This is a genomic window from Pseudomonas matsuisoli (assembly GCF_014647635.1).
Lineage (GTDB): Bacteria > Pseudomonadota > Gammaproteobacteria > Pseudomonadales > Pseudomonadaceae > Pseudomonas_P > Pseudomonas_P matsuisoli.
Genome location: NZ_BMPO01000003.1, coordinates 52,398 through 68,035, shown reverse-complemented (window position 1 = coordinate 68,035; position 15,638 = coordinate 52,398). Strand labels below are relative to the sequence as shown.

The window sequence follows — 15,638 nt, the reverse complement described above, 5'->3', positions numbered from 1 at the left end:
ATCATTTTCCCAGCCAACATTGAAGTAAGGTCAGGATCGCATTCGTATGCAACTAGATCGCCGCCTGGCTCACGCCTAAAAAGGCCTGCAGATCAAAAAAATCGATGTCGACGCAGATCCCCTGTAGGAGCGGGCTTGCCCGCGAAAGCGGTGGTGGGCGCGAAGATGATACTGACCCGGCTACTGCATTCGCGAGCAAGCCGATCGCGGCCCGGCACGCTCCTACAGAAGATCGAGAAATCCTTACAATCGCTAACGAAGCCACTCACCGCAACGCTTCCAACCGCTCCCGCTGCACCCCGCCCTCATCAAAGTTCTTAGCCGCCAGCCAACGCTCGAACCCTGCCCGAATCACCGGCCAGTCGCCGTCGATGATTGCGAACCAGGCCGTATCGCGGTTATGGCCTTTGATCACCATGTGCTGCCGGAATGTGCCTTCATAGGTAAACCCAAAGCGCTCCGCAGAGCGTTTCGAGCGAGCATTACGGTCATCGCATTTCCATTCCAGGCGTCGGTTGCCCAGGCGGTCGAACGCGTACCGTGCGAGCAGGAAGATGGCTTCAGTGGAGATCGGCGTACGCTGCATAGTCGCGCCATAGGTCACGTTGCCGATCTCGATGCTGCCGTTGGCGGGCACGATGTTCATCAGGCTGAGGCTGCCGACAGCCTTGCCCAACGCATGGGACATGATCGCAAAGTGCTGCGGATCCTTGCTTGCGGACTGCCGCATCAGCCAGTCATCGAAGCTTGCGCGATTCTCGAAAGGGCCGGCGAACAGGTAATCCCAGAGTTTGGGGTCCGCGCCCGCGCCTTCGAAACTCTCCCAGAGATCATCTCCATGGCGAGCGGCGTCGAGCGGTTCCAGCGTGCAAAAGCGGCCTTCCAGTATTTCGCGCTCAGGCGTTCGAGCGGGTGACCAGTTAAGTGTGGACATGGTGTCAGCCCTTCTTGAATAGATGACGGTATTGGATGAAACCGGGGCGATCAGCGATGCGGTCGTACAACTGGCGCGCCTGGAGGTTGCCTTCCTGGGTTAGCCAGTGAACACGGCCAGCGCCATCCTGTTCTGCACGGGCGTAGACGAACTCGATGAGCGCTCGACCAATGCCCGACCCGCGCTGCGTGCTGTCGACGAACAGATCCTGCAAATAGCAGTAGTCGCTTACCGTCCAGCAGGAGCGATGGTAGATCCAGTGCACCATGCCGACTGCGCGGTCGCCGTCCCAGGCAATGGCGGCATTCATCGGCTCGCGCTCATCGAGGAAGCGCTGCCACGTCGTGCCTGTGGCGTCCTCGGGAATGACGGTCTGGTAGAACGCCTGATAGCCCAGCCATAGCGGCAGCCAATGTTCGTAGTCGTCGGGCGTGATTGGGCGGATTTCGATGGTCATTTAGGCTCCTCAAAAACCTGTTTACGATCTGCTGCGCGTCGGCCCTGCTTCGTTAAAAACAGCCTCAGAATGCTCATTTACAACGCGTAAACTCCGCTTCTTCGGCGGTTTTCGCCTTGCATGGCGCTAGCTCGCAAGACCGTAAACACGTTTTTAGGCAGGCGGCATATGGGTTGAAAGATCACGGTCGAGAGCGTCGGCGCTGTGGGACAGCCCGTTCCGAACACCTGCGAAGTCGGCCTCGGAGCGGTTCTGTCCAAGTTTCCACTTGCCTTCGATACGCTCGATTGGAAGCGCAAAGCCGACGATCGCCTTGAGCATGCCGTCGATGTAGTCGAGTGGCGCGTCGTTCACGGACCAAGGAGAAGGCCGCGAATGTTCATGCTTGTCGGTCAGGCGGCTGACGATATCCAGCAGGCGCGGGGCATCTTCGATGATTTCTGCACGACCATAGGCATGCACCGCGATGTAGTTCCAGGTCGGCACGACCTTGCCGTGCTCGGCCTTGGCGGCGTACCAGGACGGTGTGATGTAGGCATCTGGGCCGTTGAAGATCACCAGCGCTTCTCCATCCGCCAACGCTTTCCAGTGAGGATTGCCGCGCGCGAGATGGCCGTAAAGCGTCCCGTGTTTACCCTCGTCCTCGGCGAACAAAAGAGGAACGTGGCTGGCGATCAGACCGGATGGCCCATTGCTTACCAGCGTGGCCAAGCGAGCTTCGTGAATCTGGCGATTCAGCATTTCGCTATCGTTCTGGCGGAACGCGTTAGGTACGTACATCTGTATGTCCTCGAAACCGATACCGTGATCCTAACTATGGTATTGGTATGACTGAAGATCCATTTCTGGTGAATATCATGGTGCCAATCGAGGCTGGTAATGCTCCGCTACCGTTCGACCTTTCAGGCATACGGCTAGACGCTGGGCGAGGCCTGGCGACGCAACTCTACGAGCATTTGCGCGACCGCATGCTCGATGGCCGATTGGGCGCAGGCGTACGACTGCCGGCGAGCCGTGAGCTGTCGGAACAACTGGGTATTTCCCGCAATACCGTAGTGCGTGCGCTGGACCAGTTGTATGCGGAGGGTTACGTGACGGGCCGAGTGGGCGATGGCACCTATGTGGCGAGTACCGTGGGCAAACCTCGTCAGAACACCATGGCTGAGGCTTCCGCAGTACTTCAGGAGGAACTTGCGCCGCGCCTGATCGATAACCGCATGCCGCTGCCTCCGTCCGGACCACCTCGCGCGTTCCGCGTCGGTGTTCCTGCTTTCGATCTGTTCCCGTTCGAAACCTGGGCGCGGCTGCAGGCGCGCTTCTGGCGTAAACCGTCGCCGGCGAGGTTGGGCTATGGCGATCCCGCAGGTGATCGCCAGCTCCGAGAGCTGATCGCGATCTACCTGCGAAATGGTCGTGGGTTGCACTGCGATGCGTCACAGATCGTGATCACCAGCGGGGCGCAGCAGGGCATCAGTCTTTGCGCCCGATTGTTGCTTTCGCCGGGCGACAAGGTCGCGGTGGAAGATCCCGGTTATCGCGCGGCTGGGCGTGCATTCGGCGCTGCGGGTGGATGGCTGATCGGGATTCCTCTGGATGAAGAGGGTCTCCGTGTCGACCGTTTGAAAGCGGAGGAGGGGTGTCGGCTCGCCTACGTGACACCCTCTCATCAATATCCGACCGGTGTGACGCTCTCACTCGCCCGCCGCCTTGAAATGCTGGATTGGGCGGTGGCCAACGCTGGCTGGATCGTGGAAGACGATTACGATGGCGAGTACCGCTACAGCGGCACGCCCCTGGCACCATTGGCGGCGCTCGATACGCATGGGCGAGTGATCTACGTTGGGACGTTTTGCAAGATCGCTTTCCCGGCGCTCCGTCTGGGGTACGTGGTGTTGCCGCCGGCATTGGCAGATGCCTTTGCCCAGCAGCGGGCGTTGGATATGCGCGGCTCGGATATCGGTACGCAGGCGGTAATGGCCGAATTCATCGCGGATGGCCACTTTCAACGCCACGTACGGCGTATGCGCAAGGCGGCGCGTGCGCGTCTGGAAGCGTTGCAGGCACACTGGCCGGAATCGGTCGAAGGCTGCTCCGCCTTGCCGGACGTGAAAGCGGGTCTGCACCTTTGTGTGCGTGTCGAGAACGCCGAGCGGGAGAGGGACCTTTTTGAGCGCGCGGAGAGCGTTGGGGTAGAGATGAGTCGGTTGAGTGATTACTGGATCGATCCGTCCAAGGCCGAACCGGAAAAGCGCGCGGGTTTGGTTCTAGGGTTCGCAGCAGTGCCTGAGATGGAGATCGTAGAGGCGTTGAAGCGGTTGCGGGAGGTTTGGAAAGGCTGAACGACCGAGAGTCGTGACCGCGTCCGGCGCAGTTTCTTCGTGATACTGACATCGCATTCGCGGGCAACCGGAGCGTCGGCCGACCCGCTGCTACACGGGCGGCGTCGTTTTTGTAGGAGCGGGCATGGCTGCGATCAGCGTGCCTAGGAATGCAATTTGCCCGGTCCCCTCAAGCGATCGCCCACAAGTGGGCTCCTACACGGAGACCGAGTTGACCGCACTATCGCAAATACATTTGCTTCATTTGTAGGAGCCCACTTGTGGGCGATCTCGGAAGCAGCCCCACCCACTTTCTACGGTGCAAACACCCACAAAAAAGGACGACCGAAGTCGTCCAAAACGCGAGGCCGCTGTTCACAGCCTTGCTTGGTGAGATCAGGCGCTCAGCGGCATCAAGCGCGGCGCGATCATGTTCTCCGGGCGGAGAATGTCGGAGAGCGTCGCTTCGTCCAGCAGTTGCTCTTCACGAACCAGTTCCAGCACGCCACGTCCGGATTCGAGAGCAGTCTTGGCGATACGCGTGCTGTTCTCGTAGCCGATGTAGGGGTTCAGTGCGGTAATCAAGCCGATGGAGTTTTCCATCAAGGCGCGGCAGTGGGCTTCGTTGGCGGTGATGCCGACGATGCAGTGTTCGCGCAGCATGTCCATCGCGCGTTGCAGCAGGCGGATAGAGTCGAAAATCTTGTAGGCGATCAGCGGCTCCATCACGTTCAGCTGCAGCTGACCGCCTTCTGCAGCGAGGGTCAGCGCCAGGTCGTTGCCGATGACTTCGAAGGCCACTTGATTGACGGCCTCAGGGATCACGGGGTTGACCTTGCCGGGCATGATCGAGCTGCCTGGCTGGCGTGCCGGCAGGTTGATCTCGTTGATGCCGGTGCGCGGGCCGCTGGACAGTAGGCGTAGGTCGTTGCAGATCTTGGAGAGCTTGACTGCCAGGCGCTTGAGCATGCCGGAGAACAGCACGAAGGCGCCCATATCGGAGGTCGCTTCGATCAAGTCCGCGGCAGGTATCAAGGGCTGGCCACTGATCTGCGCAAGGCGCTGCACGGCGATGTTCTGGTAGCGCGGGTCCGAGTTGATGCCGGTACCGATCGCCGTTCCGCCGAGGTTGACCTCGCAGAGCAATTCGGGGGCGAAGCGGGTGAGTTTGTCGTGGTCTTCGTTCAACGTGTTGGCGAAGGCGCGGAACTCCGAGCCCAGCGTCATCGGCACCGCGTCCTGCAGCTGGGTACGGCCCATTTTTAGGACGTGAGCGAACTCTTCTCCCTTTACCGCGAGTGCTTCGATCAGGCTTTTGAGGCTTGCGAGCAACGTATCGTGACCGAGCAACAGGCCAAGGCGAATGGCGGTCGGGTAGGCATCGTTGGTGGACTGCGCCATGTTCACGTCGTTGTTCGGGTGAAGGTGCGCGTACTCGCCTTTCGCGTGGCCCATGATTTCCAGGCCGATGTTCGCGATCACCTCATTGGCGTTCATGTTGGTCGAGGTGCCAGCGCCGCCCTGAATCATGTCGACGACGAACTGATCATGGTGCTGACCCTTGATCAGGCGTGCACAGGCCTCGCTGATCGCAGCATGGCGCGCTGCTGACAGCTGACCTAATTCGCGATTCGCATCGGCTGCTGCCTGCTTGACCATCGCCAGTGCAATCACAAGTTTGGGGTAATGCGACAGTGGCACACCGGATAATCGAAAGTTATTCACCGCTCGCAGGGTCTGGATACCGTAGTACGCGTCCATCGGGACTTCGAGGGTGCCAAGCAGATCTTTTTCGAGGCGGGATAATGCAACTGCGGACATGATCGCTTTACTTCCGGTTGGGCGAAGGAAACTTTGTATGCCGCCATGTTAGGCGGTTCCTGAGATTCGAAGCCAATGCCGTTCCTTGCTAGCCTATGCAGCATCGGCATAATGTGCGCGTGACTTGAATGGCGGATGGAGCGTATGGACGGCAATCCCAGGCAGCAGCATGAATATTGAAACCAAGTGGCTTGAGGACTTCAGTGCATTGGCCGCGACCCGAAGCTTTTCCAAGGCGGCCGAGCTGCGCTTCGTCACGCAGCCAGCGTTTAGCCGTCGGATCAAAGCGCTGGAAGAAGCGCTCGGCCTCGTGCTGATAAACCGTTCGCGGACGCCAGTGGAGTTGACGGAGGCGGGTCAGCTATTCCTTGCGACTGCGCGGGGTACGGTGGAGCAACTCAATGAAGTCGTGCGCCATCTGCACCATTTGGAAGGGCAGCAAGGGGAGGTGCTGCAGTTCGCGGCAGCGCATTCGTTGGCGCTGGGCTTTTTCCCGGCGTGGATCGCACGGTTGCGTCGCGAAGGCCTGAATATCGCCAGCCGTCTGGTGGCCAGCAACGTAGGTGACGCGGTGCATGCATTACGCGAAGGCACCTGCGATCTGATTTTGGCGTACTACGATCCCGAAGCCGCTCAGCGAATGGACCCGGAGCTGTTCCCGTCATTGCCATTGGGCATGACGCAGATGGTCCCCGTTTGTGCAGTCGATGAGGGAGGCGAGCCGCTGTATACCCTGGAAGGCGCGGGAAGTATCCCACTCCTGGCATACAGCGCGGGCGCGTTGTTGGGGCGCTCGGTCAACAACCTCGTCCGTGAGCGGCGCCTGCGCTTTACGCTGCTCTATGAAACGGCGATGGCCGACAGCCTGAAAAGCATGGCGCTGCAAGGGCTTGGCGTGGCGTGGGTGCCGCGTCTGTCCATGCAAGCGGAACTGGATCGCGGTGACTTGGTGATCTGTGGCGGCGTCGAGTGGCACCTGCCGCTGGAAATCCGCCTTTACCGGTGTGCGTTGATTCGTAAAGCAGCTATACGTTTGTTATGGCGAAAATTGAACGATGGGCTAGGCGGCGTGGTGAGCTGAGGCTGCGGTGATTTGTCCCGCATGATCCAGATGACGTACGTGCAAGTAAGGCCTATGCTCTGCGCCTCCGAGGCGCCGCGTGTTTTGACTGCTTCGCTTACATTTATAGAGGCGCCGTCCATACGTACGCTTCTGCTCGCATCGCCAACTTCACTGGCGTGTCGGCGTCACACGTGAATGCCCAAGGGAACCCGTCGCACCACGATGGAGCGGCTGACTGGCCTGATGCTTTATGGATGAGAACTGAGCATGTCCGCTTCCCGCCCACCCGGTGTTCGTCAATGGATCTGGCGTGCCTTCGTCCAGAGCGCGCTGGTGCCGCTGCTGCTGGTGGAAATCGGCTTTATTGCCATCTATCTGTTGAGCAACGACGCTATTCGCGATGCGCAGATCGAGCATCTGCGCGAGACGGCGCTGTCCGACCTGCGCAATGCGGCGGACACCCAGACGCGGTTGATGGAGGAAAAACTCCGGCATGTCGCGGACACTACGGATCTGTACCGCAGCCTGACCGCGCAGGCGCTCGATTCGAAAGGACCCGTACCGGAGGACGACGAACCTCTGGTGGTCACGGCCGACGGCGTGCGTTACAGCGCGCGTGATACCGGAGGGCCCGCCTCGTTTTACTCCAACGCCACGCCGCTGTTCCTGCACGACATGACCAAGGTCGCGAGGCTGTCGTTGGCCGATAACATGATGCGGGTGATCCATCAGCAAAATCCGATGGTGACCAGCGTCTATTTCAACGGCTGGGACAACTACAACCGGATCTATCCCTGGATGGATACAGCAGCCACCTATCCTCACGATCTGATGACCGCGCGCTACAACTTCTATTACCTGGCCGATGCGGCGCACAACCCATCGCGCGAGGTCGTGTGGACCGACGTTTATCTCGACCCAGCGGGCCGTGGCTGGATGTTGTCTGCCGTCGCCCCGGTCTATCGAAACGATTTTCTGGAAGGCGTCACCGGGATCGACATTACCGTCGCCAGCCTGCTCAAGCAGATGGGAAGGCTTGAATTGCCGTGGAACGGCTACGCTGTGTTGGTCAGCGACACCCTCAACGTCATGGCATTGCCCGCCGCGGGTGAAACGGATTTCGGCTTGACCGAGCTGACGGCGCACACCTATCACCGCGCGATCAGTGACGATACGTTCAAGCCCGACGACTTCAATCTGGCGAAGCGCGACACCACGCGCCCTCTTGCCAAGGCTATCGCAGCCGCGCCCGAGGGCGTGATGTCTATCGAACTGGATGGGCGCAAACGGCTGGTTGCGTGGGCCACAGTGGATCCGACCGGCTGGCATCTGTTGAGCGTGATCGATGAACAAAGCCTCTTCTACCAAACGGATGCGATGGCCGACCGCTACGAGCGAATTGGCTTGTTGCTCATCGCCGGTTTGTCGCTCTTCTACCTGTTGTGCTCGTTGTTCATGTGGTGGCGTAGCCGACGCTTAAGTCACGCGCTATTGCAGCCCATTTCGGGGATATCCCAGATGATGGCCGCCATAGGGCAGGGCCAATGGAGGCCTGCACGTCCGGAGGCACGAATCGGCGAGTTGCAGCGCATGGTCGAGGACACCGCGAGCATGGGCGAAAAACTGCAGCAGAGCGAAGCCAGCCTGCGAAAAGCCAATGCGGATGCACTGGCGTCGAACTTGGCCAAATCTAAGTTCATTTCAAGCATCAGTCACGAGCTGCGAACGCCGCTGAACGCCATCCAGGGGTTCGCGCAACTGTTGCAACTGGAGACCAGTGAAAACCGGCAGCGCAGGTCGGAGCTGCTAGGTGAGATCGTCTCGGCCAGTCGGCATCTCAATCAGTTGCTCGGGGACATCCTGGAGTGGTCCGGCGCGCAGAACGAACGCCGCCGGATCGAACTCGCGCCGATCGCCCTGCGCGGTCTGTTCAAAGAGTGCGGTGAGCTGGTGCGGCTGGATGCCGAAGGGCATGGTCTACGGCTCGATATCGAGCTGCCGGACGCGAATATTGGTGTGGTTGGCGACGCCCGGCGTTTGCGGCAGGTACTGCTCAACCTGTTGTCCAACGCCATCAAGTACAACCGGAAGGGTGGGCAGGTGACACTCGGCTGTCAGGTCGAAGGTTCGGTTGCGCGACTGTGGGTCCGCGACACCGGTATAGGCATCGATCCCGCTTTGCATGAGCGGCTGTTCGAACCGTTCCAGCGCTTGGGGCAGGAAAGCTCGAACATTCCAGGGACGGGCATCGGCTTGTCATTGTGTCGCGAATACGTGCGGCAGATGAAAGGCAGGATCGGCGTCGATAGCTCGGTCGGCGGTGGCAGTGAATTCTGGGTCGAGCTGCCGGCGACCGTCATCGATATGGGCATCGCCTCTGTTCGCCCGCTACCGATTGCGGCACCGGTTTCGGCAAAGCCACGTGTGGTTTATGTCGAGGACGACCGGGCCAGCCAGATGCTTATCATCAAGGCTTTGCAGGATATCGCCGACGTGGAAGCCATCGCGGATGGTGCAAATGCGCTAGAGCATGTCTTCGACAATCCGCCTGATCTGATCCTGCTGGATCTGAACATTCCTGGCATGCGCGGCAGTGATGTGGTTCAGCGTCTTCGTACGCATCCGAAGACGGCGTCATTGCCCATCGTCATGGTGACGGCCGCACTGGAAAGCGAGTTCGAGCGTTTGTCGACGCTCGATTGCCAGGGGCTGCTGCGAAAGCCGGTTGAGCTGGACGAGCTGCGGCGAACAGTGGCGTCTCTACTAACAAATTGAGTCGCCACGCCAGCCGCACGGTTCATTCCCAGGGCGTACCGCGGGTTCGTTCGACAAGCTTCACTTTCTGCTGCATCGCCGAACGGGCCAGCATGTGCGCGCTGACCGGTGCGGTGATGAACAGGAACAAAGTGATGAGCAATTCATGGAAGCTCAGCCCTTCCGCGCGGCTGCTGAAGAAGATCATCGACGCGACGATGATGCTCCCTACGCCAAGCGTGGTGGATTTGGTCGGACCGTGCAGGCGCATGAAGAAATCCTGCAGCCGAAATAGCCCAATCGCACCGATCAGGGCGAACGTGCAACCGATGAGCAACAGCGCGGAAACGATAAGTTCCAGCCAAATGGACATGGTCATTCCCTCGTCAGTCGATGATTTCGCCGTGCAGCATGTGCTTGCCCAGGGCAACGGTGCTCACGAAGCCCGTGACCGCAATCAGTAGCGCGGCTTCGAAAAACAGGTCGCTCGTTAGCCAGATACCAAACAGCACGATGATTGCCAGAGCGTTGATGTACAGGGTGTCGAGCGCCAGTACCCGGTCCGGAAGGTCCGGACCCTTGATCAAGCGGTATACGTTGAGCGCCGCGGCAATGCCCATCATTACCATGCACAGCGGGATTACGTACGCGAGCATTCGAATATCTCCATCAGCGGTGCTTCGTAACGGTTTTTGACCTGGGCGATCATCTGTTCGCTGTCGTCGACATCCAGGCCATGGAGCAGCAGGGTCTTATGGTCTGCGCTCAGACCTGATGAAACGGTTCCGGGCGTTAGGGAAACGACGCAGGCCAGCAGTGTCAGCACGAATTCGTCCTCGATTTCCATTGGGACTTCGACGAACGCGGGACGCAGATTTTTGGGTGGCCCAAGCACGAGGCGCGCGACGTTCAGATTGGCGGCGACAATGTCGTAGAGCACCACCAGCATGTAGCGCAACAGAAGGGCAGGGCGTCGCAGCCGCGGCGTCTTCAGCAGGAAGTCCTGACACAGAAGCGGAATGCCCCACCCGAGAAACGCGCCCATCAGCCAGCTGCCGACGCTGAGTGAGTTGGTCAGCAATACCCAGACAACCGTTAGAAACAGCGTAAGGAGGGGATGTGGTAGCCAGCGTGACGTCATATGCCTTGCCCTCCGACGATGCTGAAGTAAGGCGCCAGATCGAGAAGCTGCCGAGCCGTCGCCTGCACATACGCGTGCACGGGTGCGGCGAAGACCACCAGCAACGGGCTGCCAAGGAGCAAGCCCGCTGTAGCCACCAATCTCACGCGGTCCAGATCAGCGGTTTCCAGCGGGCTACACGACATACGCCAGAACAGGGTGCTTCCCGCCCGCGCTAAGGCGATGACCATACCAAGGCCGCCAACCAACACGACTGGCCAGATGACCAAGGCCTGATAGCCGACTGGCGTCGCCTGGAGCAGCATGACCTTGCCAAGGAAGCCGGAAAACGGTGGTAACCCGGCGATCGACACCGCGCCTACGAAAAACAACCCGCCCAATAGCATGGGGTTGCGTAGCTTGGGGCCGCACGCCAGCTCGCAGCCGACCTTGCCTCGCTGCCGCGCTACCAAATCCGCCAGCAGGAACAGGCCGCCGGCGACCCAGGTGCTGTGGATGAGATAGAACAGTGCCGCGCTGAGCCCCTCGGCAGTGCCGAGGGCAACGCCAGCCAGCAACGTTCCCACTGAGACGACGACGAGATAGCCCAGCGTTATCCGCAGATCACGTGCGGCCAGCGCGCCGATCACGGCGATGGCGAGCGTCACCGCAGCTATCGGCCAAAGCCATGGCAGGACGAGGTTTGCCAGAGGTCCGGCTTCGCTGCCGAACACCAGGAAGAAAAGGCGGATGATCGCGTAGAGCCCGACCTTGGTCATGATCGCGAACAAGGCGGCAACCGGCGCGCTGGATGCCGCATACGCCCGTGGCAACCAGAAGTAGAGCGGCAGGATCGCACCCTTGAGCCCAAACACGACGAGCAGCAGGAACCCCGCGGCGGCGAGCAGCGGCGCGCGCTCCGGATCGGCACTGGCGACTTTCGTCGCAAGGTCGGCCATGTTCAGCGTGCCGAGTAACCCGTAAAGCGTCCCGATACCGATCAGGAAGAACGACGAACCCACGAGGTTGAGGACTACGTAGTGGGTGCCTGCGCGTACCCGGTCAGCCCCACCGCCGTGCAGGAGCAGCGAGTACGATGCGATCAGCAGGATCTCGAAGAACACGAACAGGTTGAAGAGGTCACCAGTAAGAAACGCGCCGTTGATGCCCAGCAACTGGAATTGGAACAGCGCATGGAAATCCGGCCCGCGTCGGTCATCGCCACGCGTCGCGTAAAGCACAGCGAACGATGCCAATACCGCTGCGACGACGAGCATCAGCGCGGAGAGACGATCGAGCATCAAGACGATGCCGAACGGTGGTGCCCAGCCGCCCAGGGCATAGACGTCGATTTGGCCGGAGTCGGCGCGCATTAGCAGTAGCGCTGCCAAGGGGACCAGCGCCCAGGTCGCCGCTAGCGAGACGACCCGCGTCGCCGTAGAGCTCAACTTCGGCCGCAGCAAGAAGAACCCACCCACCAACAGCGGCAACAGGATGGGCAGGATGATCAGGTGGTTCATTCGCGGGGCTCCTCACCATCCACATGGTCGGAGCGAAGCTCGCCCAGTGCGCGGAGCGACAGCACGACGACGAACGCCGTCATCGCGAAACCGATGACGATCGCCGTGAGGACCAGTGCCTGGGGAACGGGATCGCCGTATTCCGCGCTCTTGCCAATCACGGCAGGCGTGCCGGTATTGAGGCGGCCCATGGCGAACAGGAACAGGTTCACGGCGTATGAGATCAGGGTCAAACCCATCACCACCGGATAGATACGCGCCCGCATCAGCAGGTAAACGCCGCTGGCGACCAAAATGCCAAGGGTGACCGAAAATAAGATTTCCATGTCAGAGGACCTCCCTACTCGATTCGTCCTGACTCACGTGACCGATGTTCGACAGAATCAGCAGCGTCGCGCCGACGACTGCAAGGTAAACACCCAGGTCGAAGAACAGCGCAGTAGCCAATTCGATCTCGCCAATCAATGGGATATGGAAGTGGCCGAACGCGGAGGTCAGGAATTCATTGCCGAAGACGAATGAGCCTACCCCGGTGAGTGCTGCGATCAGCACGCCGGCGCCGGTAATACTGTGGTAACTGACTGAAAGCCGCCGTTGCGTCCATTCCACGCCGTGGGCGACGTATTGCAGGATCAAGGCGATAGCGGTTATCAGACCGGCGATGAAGCCGCCGCCTGGCAAATTGTGCCCACGCAGGAATATGAACGCCGAGATGAGCAGCGCCAGGGGCAGCAGCACGCGGGCGACGTTATCGAGGATCATCGGATGGCTGTCTGTCGACCAGGGTTTGCCTTTCGGGTCGGTCAATGGGTGCGGCAGGTGCAGCCCAAGCAGCAGCGCGTAGATGCCGATGCCGGCAATCGCGAGCACGGTGATTTCGCCAAGGGTATCGAACCCGCGGAAGTCCACCAGGATGACGTTGACGACGTTATGGCCACCACCACCGGACACGGCGTTCTGGAGGAAATATTCGCCGATGTGCTCGTAGGGACGGGTCATGACCGCAAAGGCCAGCAGGGCGACGGCGATACCCGCGCCGCCTGCCAGGGTGAAATCGCGTAAGCCGCGCAGGCTGCTGGATTCGGCCGGGGTCCGGTCAGGCATGAAGAACAGTGCCAGCACCAGCAGGATAATGGTCACGACCTCGACGGAAATCTGCGTGAGCGCAAGATCTGGCGCCGAGTAGCGGGCGAATAGCAGGGACACGATCAACCCGACTGTGCTTAACGTCATCAGCGCCTTGAGTCGGTTGCGGTGGAAGAACACGGTCAACACCGCAGTCAGGCACAGGATGCCCAGTCCGAGCGCGGTAAGCCCATCGATAGGGCTCAACGGAACGGGACCCTGTAGCGACTTGATCGGGGTGAGCGCAACCGCCACGAGCACCAACGCCGACAGCAACATCAGAGCGATGTACCGCTGCAACGAGCCGGTTTCCAACCTGCGTGTCACGGCTGCGGCGACCTTCTCCAGTACCTGGTTCCCACGCTCGAAAATGGCTTTGGCATCGGCTTCCGGCATGCCGTTGTACCAACGGAACAGCGGTTCCCGGCAGGCATAGACAAGCACACCGCCTGCCAGCGCTACGAAGCTCATCATCAACGCCAGGTTGAATCCGTGCCAAATTGCCAGGCTGTAGTAAGGCAGCTCGCCGCCCAGCGTGGCCGACGCACCTGCGGCAAGTAGGGGGCCGACGGTATAGCCCGGGAATATTCCAACCACCAGGCAAAGCAGCACCAGCACCTCGACCGGAATCTTCATGTAGCGGGGCGGTTCATGGGGTGGGTACTTCGGCAGATCGACTGGCTCACCATTGAAGAACACGTCATGGATGAAGCGCAGCGAATAGGCGACGGAGAAGATGCCCGCCAGGGTCGCTGCGGCAGGTATCAGCCAATTGAAGCTACCGAGCAGGCCCTGGTTGAGCGTTTCGTTGAAGAACATCTCCTTGCTCAGGAAGCCGTTCAGCAGGGGGACGCCGCCCATGGCGGACGCCGCGACCATCGCTAACACGGCTGTATGCGGCATGTAGCGCCACAAACCGGCAATACGACGCATGTCGCGACTGCCCGTCTCGTGGTCGATGATCCCCGCTGCCATGAACAGCGAGGCTTTGAAGGTGGCGTGGTTGAGAATATGGAACACCGCGGCGACGGTGGATAGCTGGGTGTCCAGGCCGAAGAGCAAGGTGATCAGGCCAAGGTGGCTGATGGTGGAATAGGCCAGCAATCCCTTCAGATCATGCTGGAACAGCGCGAGCGTCGCGCCCACCAACAAGGTGGTGAGGCCCGTCAGGCTCACGATGTAGAACCACCAATCAGAAGCCGCCATCGCGGGGTACAGGCGTGCCAACAGGAATACGCCTGCTTTGACCATGGTTGCGGAATGCAGGTAGGCCGACACGGGTGTCGGCGCAGCCATGGCCTGGGGCAGCCAGAAGTGGAAGGGAAACTGCGCGGATTTGGTGAAGACGCCGAGCAGGACCAGGATCAAGGCCACGGGATACAGCGCATGGTTGGTGATGAGCTCGCCAGACGCCAGCACTTGCGTAAGTTCGAAGCTGCCCACGATGTGGCCGATCAACAATACACCGGCGAGCAAGGCCAGGCCGCCACCGCCTGTAACTGTCAGTGCCATTCGCGCGCCCTTGCGAGCATCGGAACTGCCGCTCCAAAAGCCGATGAGCAAGAACGATGAGAGGCTGGTGAGCTCCCAGAAAAACATCATCAGCAACAGGTTCTCGGCGAGCACCACGCCCAGCATCGCGCCCATGAACAGCAACAGGAACGCGAAGAACCGACCGACATGTTCCTCTTTGCCCAGGTAATAGGTGGCATAGAGGATGACCAACAACCCGATGCCCAGGATCATCAGGGCGAACATGAAGCCCAAACCGTCCAGGCGTAGGCTGAAGTTCAGGCCGATTGCTGGAAGCCATTCCTGTTGGAACAGCAGCGTATTGCCGTCTAGCACCGCAGGGAGGTGCTGAAGGAGCAGCGCCAAGGCTATGGCCGGGGCGATCGCCGTCGCGGACGCACACCAGGAGCGCCCGAAGCGGTCGGTCATCAATGAGAGGAATGTTCCCAGGAGTGGCAAGGCGATGATCAGCGCGAGTGCCATATGTGTAAGCCCTTGTATTCGTCGCCAGGAAACGTCGTTGCCTGTTGAATGATTTAAGTCGTTTTCCAGGCCGAGTCTCGGTTCGGGAGTCGCCCATCTGGAATAGATGAAAGGGGGACCGAATCGAGCTGGAATAAATGTATGGAAGAGGCAGCTGTTAATAACTAACCGCGATAATAAGCTACAGACAACGAATCCCCCGAACTCGCTCCCTTACAAAATGTTTGGAAATAGCGGCGGCGAGGGTGATCACCATTTGAAATGGCAGGCATGGCTTGCGCATGGGCGGGGCGCGCGCGGGGATTAGTGGCGTTGGTTCGAGATATTGATGGCGCCCCTGTCGCGAGCATGGCTCGCTCCCACAGGGATATCCAGCGTTTGCAGGGCGGGTAGAATTCGCGGCTTTCTGCTGACTCAACGCGGGTTTCACCCGCCCTACGGGAGGGGATCGGCGGGTTTCGGTGGAAGAAGCGGGGCCTAACGTTCAGGTGTATGGTCTCGCCAAACTGCCAAACGAGCGGCGCACTTGTA

At 60.1% G+C, this 15,638-nt stretch carries 13 protein-coding genes; 3 read left to right on the top strand and 10 right to left on the bottom strand.

Translation table 11 applies throughout. From position 1 onward, the window contains the following. Positions 1–265: 265 nt before the first annotated feature. From IEY47_RS06615 to IEY47_RS06605, 3 genes are all read right to left on the bottom strand, one after another. Positions 266–934, bottom strand: coding sequence for a GNAT family N-acetyltransferase (locus IEY47_RS06615; protein ID WP_188982387.1), 669 nt, complete (start codon positions 932–934; stop codon positions 266–268). 4 nt (positions 935–938) lie between these two features. Then, positions 939–1,391 (bottom strand): GNAT family N-acetyltransferase, encoded by a 453-nt coding sequence (locus IEY47_RS06610; protein ID WP_188982386.1) that lies wholly within the window; start codon positions 1,389–1,391, stop codon positions 939–941. A 153-nt stretch (positions 1,392–1,544) separates the two neighbouring features. After that, positions 1,545–2,171, bottom strand: coding sequence for an FMN-binding negative transcriptional regulator (locus tag IEY47_RS06605; protein WP_188982385.1), 627 nt, complete (start codon positions 2,169–2,171; stop codon positions 1,545–1,547). 47 nt (positions 2,172–2,218) lie between these two features. Between IEY47_RS06605 and pdxR the strand changes: the two genes are divergently transcribed. Further along, a complete protein-coding gene (pdxR, locus tag IEY47_RS06600; protein ID WP_229779285.1) occupies positions 2,219–3,730 on the top strand; it encodes a MocR-like pyridoxine biosynthesis transcription factor PdxR in 1,512 nt (503 codons plus the stop codon). A gap of 375 nt (positions 3,731–4,105) precedes the next feature. On the opposite strand, the gene IEY47_RS06595 is transcribed toward pdxR, so the two are convergent. Beyond that, positions 4,106–5,530, bottom strand: coding sequence for an aspartate ammonia-lyase (locus IEY47_RS06595; RefSeq protein WP_188982384.1), 1,425 nt, complete (start codon positions 5,528–5,530; stop codon positions 4,106–4,108). Positions 5,531–5,699: 169 nt separating this feature from the next. On the opposite strand from IEY47_RS06595, the gene IEY47_RS06590 reads away from it, so the two are divergent. Both IEY47_RS06590 and IEY47_RS06585 read left to right on the top strand, forming a co-directional pair. Beyond that, the gene (locus tag IEY47_RS06590; RefSeq protein WP_188982383.1) at positions 5,700–6,611 is read left to right on the top strand and encodes a LysR substrate-binding domain-containing protein; all 912 of its coding nucleotides are present in this window, start codon (positions 5,700–5,702) and stop codon (positions 6,609–6,611) included. Positions 6,612–6,860: 249 nt separating this feature from the next. Beyond that, a complete protein-coding gene (locus IEY47_RS06585) occupies positions 6,861–9,368 on the top strand; it encodes an ATP-binding protein (RefSeq protein ID WP_188982382.1) in 2,508 nt (835 codons plus the stop codon). A gap of 22 nt (positions 9,369–9,390) precedes the next feature. Here the strand turns inward: IEY47_RS06585 and IEY47_RS06580 are convergent, their stop codons facing one another. The 6 genes from IEY47_RS06580 to IEY47_RS06555 are packed head-to-tail and all read right to left on the bottom strand — an operon-like array spanning position 9,391 to position 15,107. Next, positions 9,391–9,720 carry a Na+/H+ antiporter subunit G gene (locus IEY47_RS06580; protein WP_188982381.1) on the bottom strand — a complete coding sequence of 110 codons (330 nt, stop codon included), beginning with the start codon at positions 9,718–9,720 and terminating at the stop codon, positions 9,391–9,393. Positions 9,721–9,733: 13 nt separating this feature from the next. Next, positions 9,734–10,003, bottom strand: coding sequence for a K+/H+ antiporter subunit F (locus tag IEY47_RS06575; RefSeq protein ID WP_188982380.1), 270 nt, complete (start codon positions 10,001–10,003; stop codon positions 9,734–9,736). After that, positions 9,988–10,488 carry a Na+/H+ antiporter subunit E gene (locus tag IEY47_RS06570; RefSeq protein WP_188982379.1) on the bottom strand — a complete coding sequence of 167 codons (501 nt, stop codon included), beginning with the start codon at positions 10,486–10,488 and terminating at the stop codon, positions 9,988–9,990. Before IEY47_RS06570 ends, IEY47_RS06575 begins: the two co-directional genes overlap by 16 nt. Then, complete coding sequence (locus tag IEY47_RS06565; protein WP_188982378.1) at positions 10,485–11,987, bottom strand: monovalent cation/H+ antiporter subunit D; 1,503 nt, start codon at positions 11,985–11,987, stop codon at positions 10,485–10,487. The genes IEY47_RS06570 and IEY47_RS06565 overlap by 4 nt, the downstream gene beginning before the upstream one ends. Then, complete coding sequence (locus tag IEY47_RS06560) at positions 11,984–12,313, bottom strand: Na+/H+ antiporter subunit C (protein ID WP_188982377.1); 330 nt, start codon at positions 12,311–12,313, stop codon at positions 11,984–11,986. The genes IEY47_RS06565 and IEY47_RS06560 overlap by 4 nt, the downstream gene beginning before the upstream one ends. A 1-nt stretch (position 12,314) precedes the next feature. Then, positions 12,315–15,107 carry a monovalent cation/H+ antiporter subunit A gene (locus IEY47_RS06555; protein WP_188982376.1) on the bottom strand — a complete coding sequence of 931 codons (2,793 nt, stop codon included), beginning with the start codon at positions 15,105–15,107 and terminating at the stop codon, positions 12,315–12,317. Positions 15,108–15,638 lie beyond the last annotated feature (531 nt).

Coding starts and splice junctions, on each gene's coding strand:
- IEY47_RS06565 (WP_188982378.1), bottom strand. CDS start 11,987: ATGAACCACCTGATCATCCTGCCCATCCTGTTGCCGCTGTTGGTGGGT.
- IEY47_RS06570 (WP_188982379.1), bottom strand. CDS start 10,488: ATGACGTCACGCTGGCTACCACATCCCCTCCTTACGCTGTTTCTAACG.
- IEY47_RS06560 (WP_188982377.1), bottom strand. CDS start 12,313: ATGGAAATCTTATTTTCGGTCACCCTTGGCATTTTGGTCGCCAGCGGC.
- IEY47_RS06605 (WP_188982385.1), bottom strand. CDS start 2,171: ATGTACGTACCTAACGCGTTCCGCCAGAACGATAGCGAAATGCTGAAT.
- IEY47_RS06555 (WP_188982376.1), bottom strand. CDS start 15,107: ATGGCACTCGCGCTGATCATCGCCTTGCCACTCCTGGGAACATTCCTC.
- IEY47_RS06595 (WP_188982384.1), bottom strand. CDS start 5,530: ATGTCCGCAGTTGCATTATCCCGCCTCGAAAAAGATCTGCTTGGCACC.
- IEY47_RS06610 (WP_188982386.1), bottom strand. CDS start 1,391: ATGACCATCGAAATCCGCCCAATCACGCCCGACGACTACGAACATTGG.
- IEY47_RS06590 (WP_188982383.1), top strand. CDS start 5,700: ATGAATATTGAAACCAAGTGGCTTGAGGACTTCAGTGCATTGGCCGCG.
- IEY47_RS06580 (WP_188982381.1), bottom strand. CDS start 9,720: ATGTCCATTTGGCTGGAACTTATCGTTTCCGCGCTGTTGCTCATCGGT.
- pdxR (WP_229779285.1), top strand. CDS start 2,219: ATGACTGAAGATCCATTTCTGGTGAATATCATGGTGCCAATCGAGGCT.
- IEY47_RS06585 (WP_188982382.1), top strand. CDS start 6,861: ATGTCCGCTTCCCGCCCACCCGGTGTTCGTCAATGGATCTGGCGTGCC.
- IEY47_RS06615 (WP_188982387.1), bottom strand. CDS start 934: ATGTCCACACTTAACTGGTCACCCGCTCGAACGCCTGAGCGCGAAATA.
- IEY47_RS06575 (WP_188982380.1), bottom strand. CDS start 10,003: ATGCTCGCGTACGTAATCCCGCTGTGCATGGTAATGATGGGCATTGCC.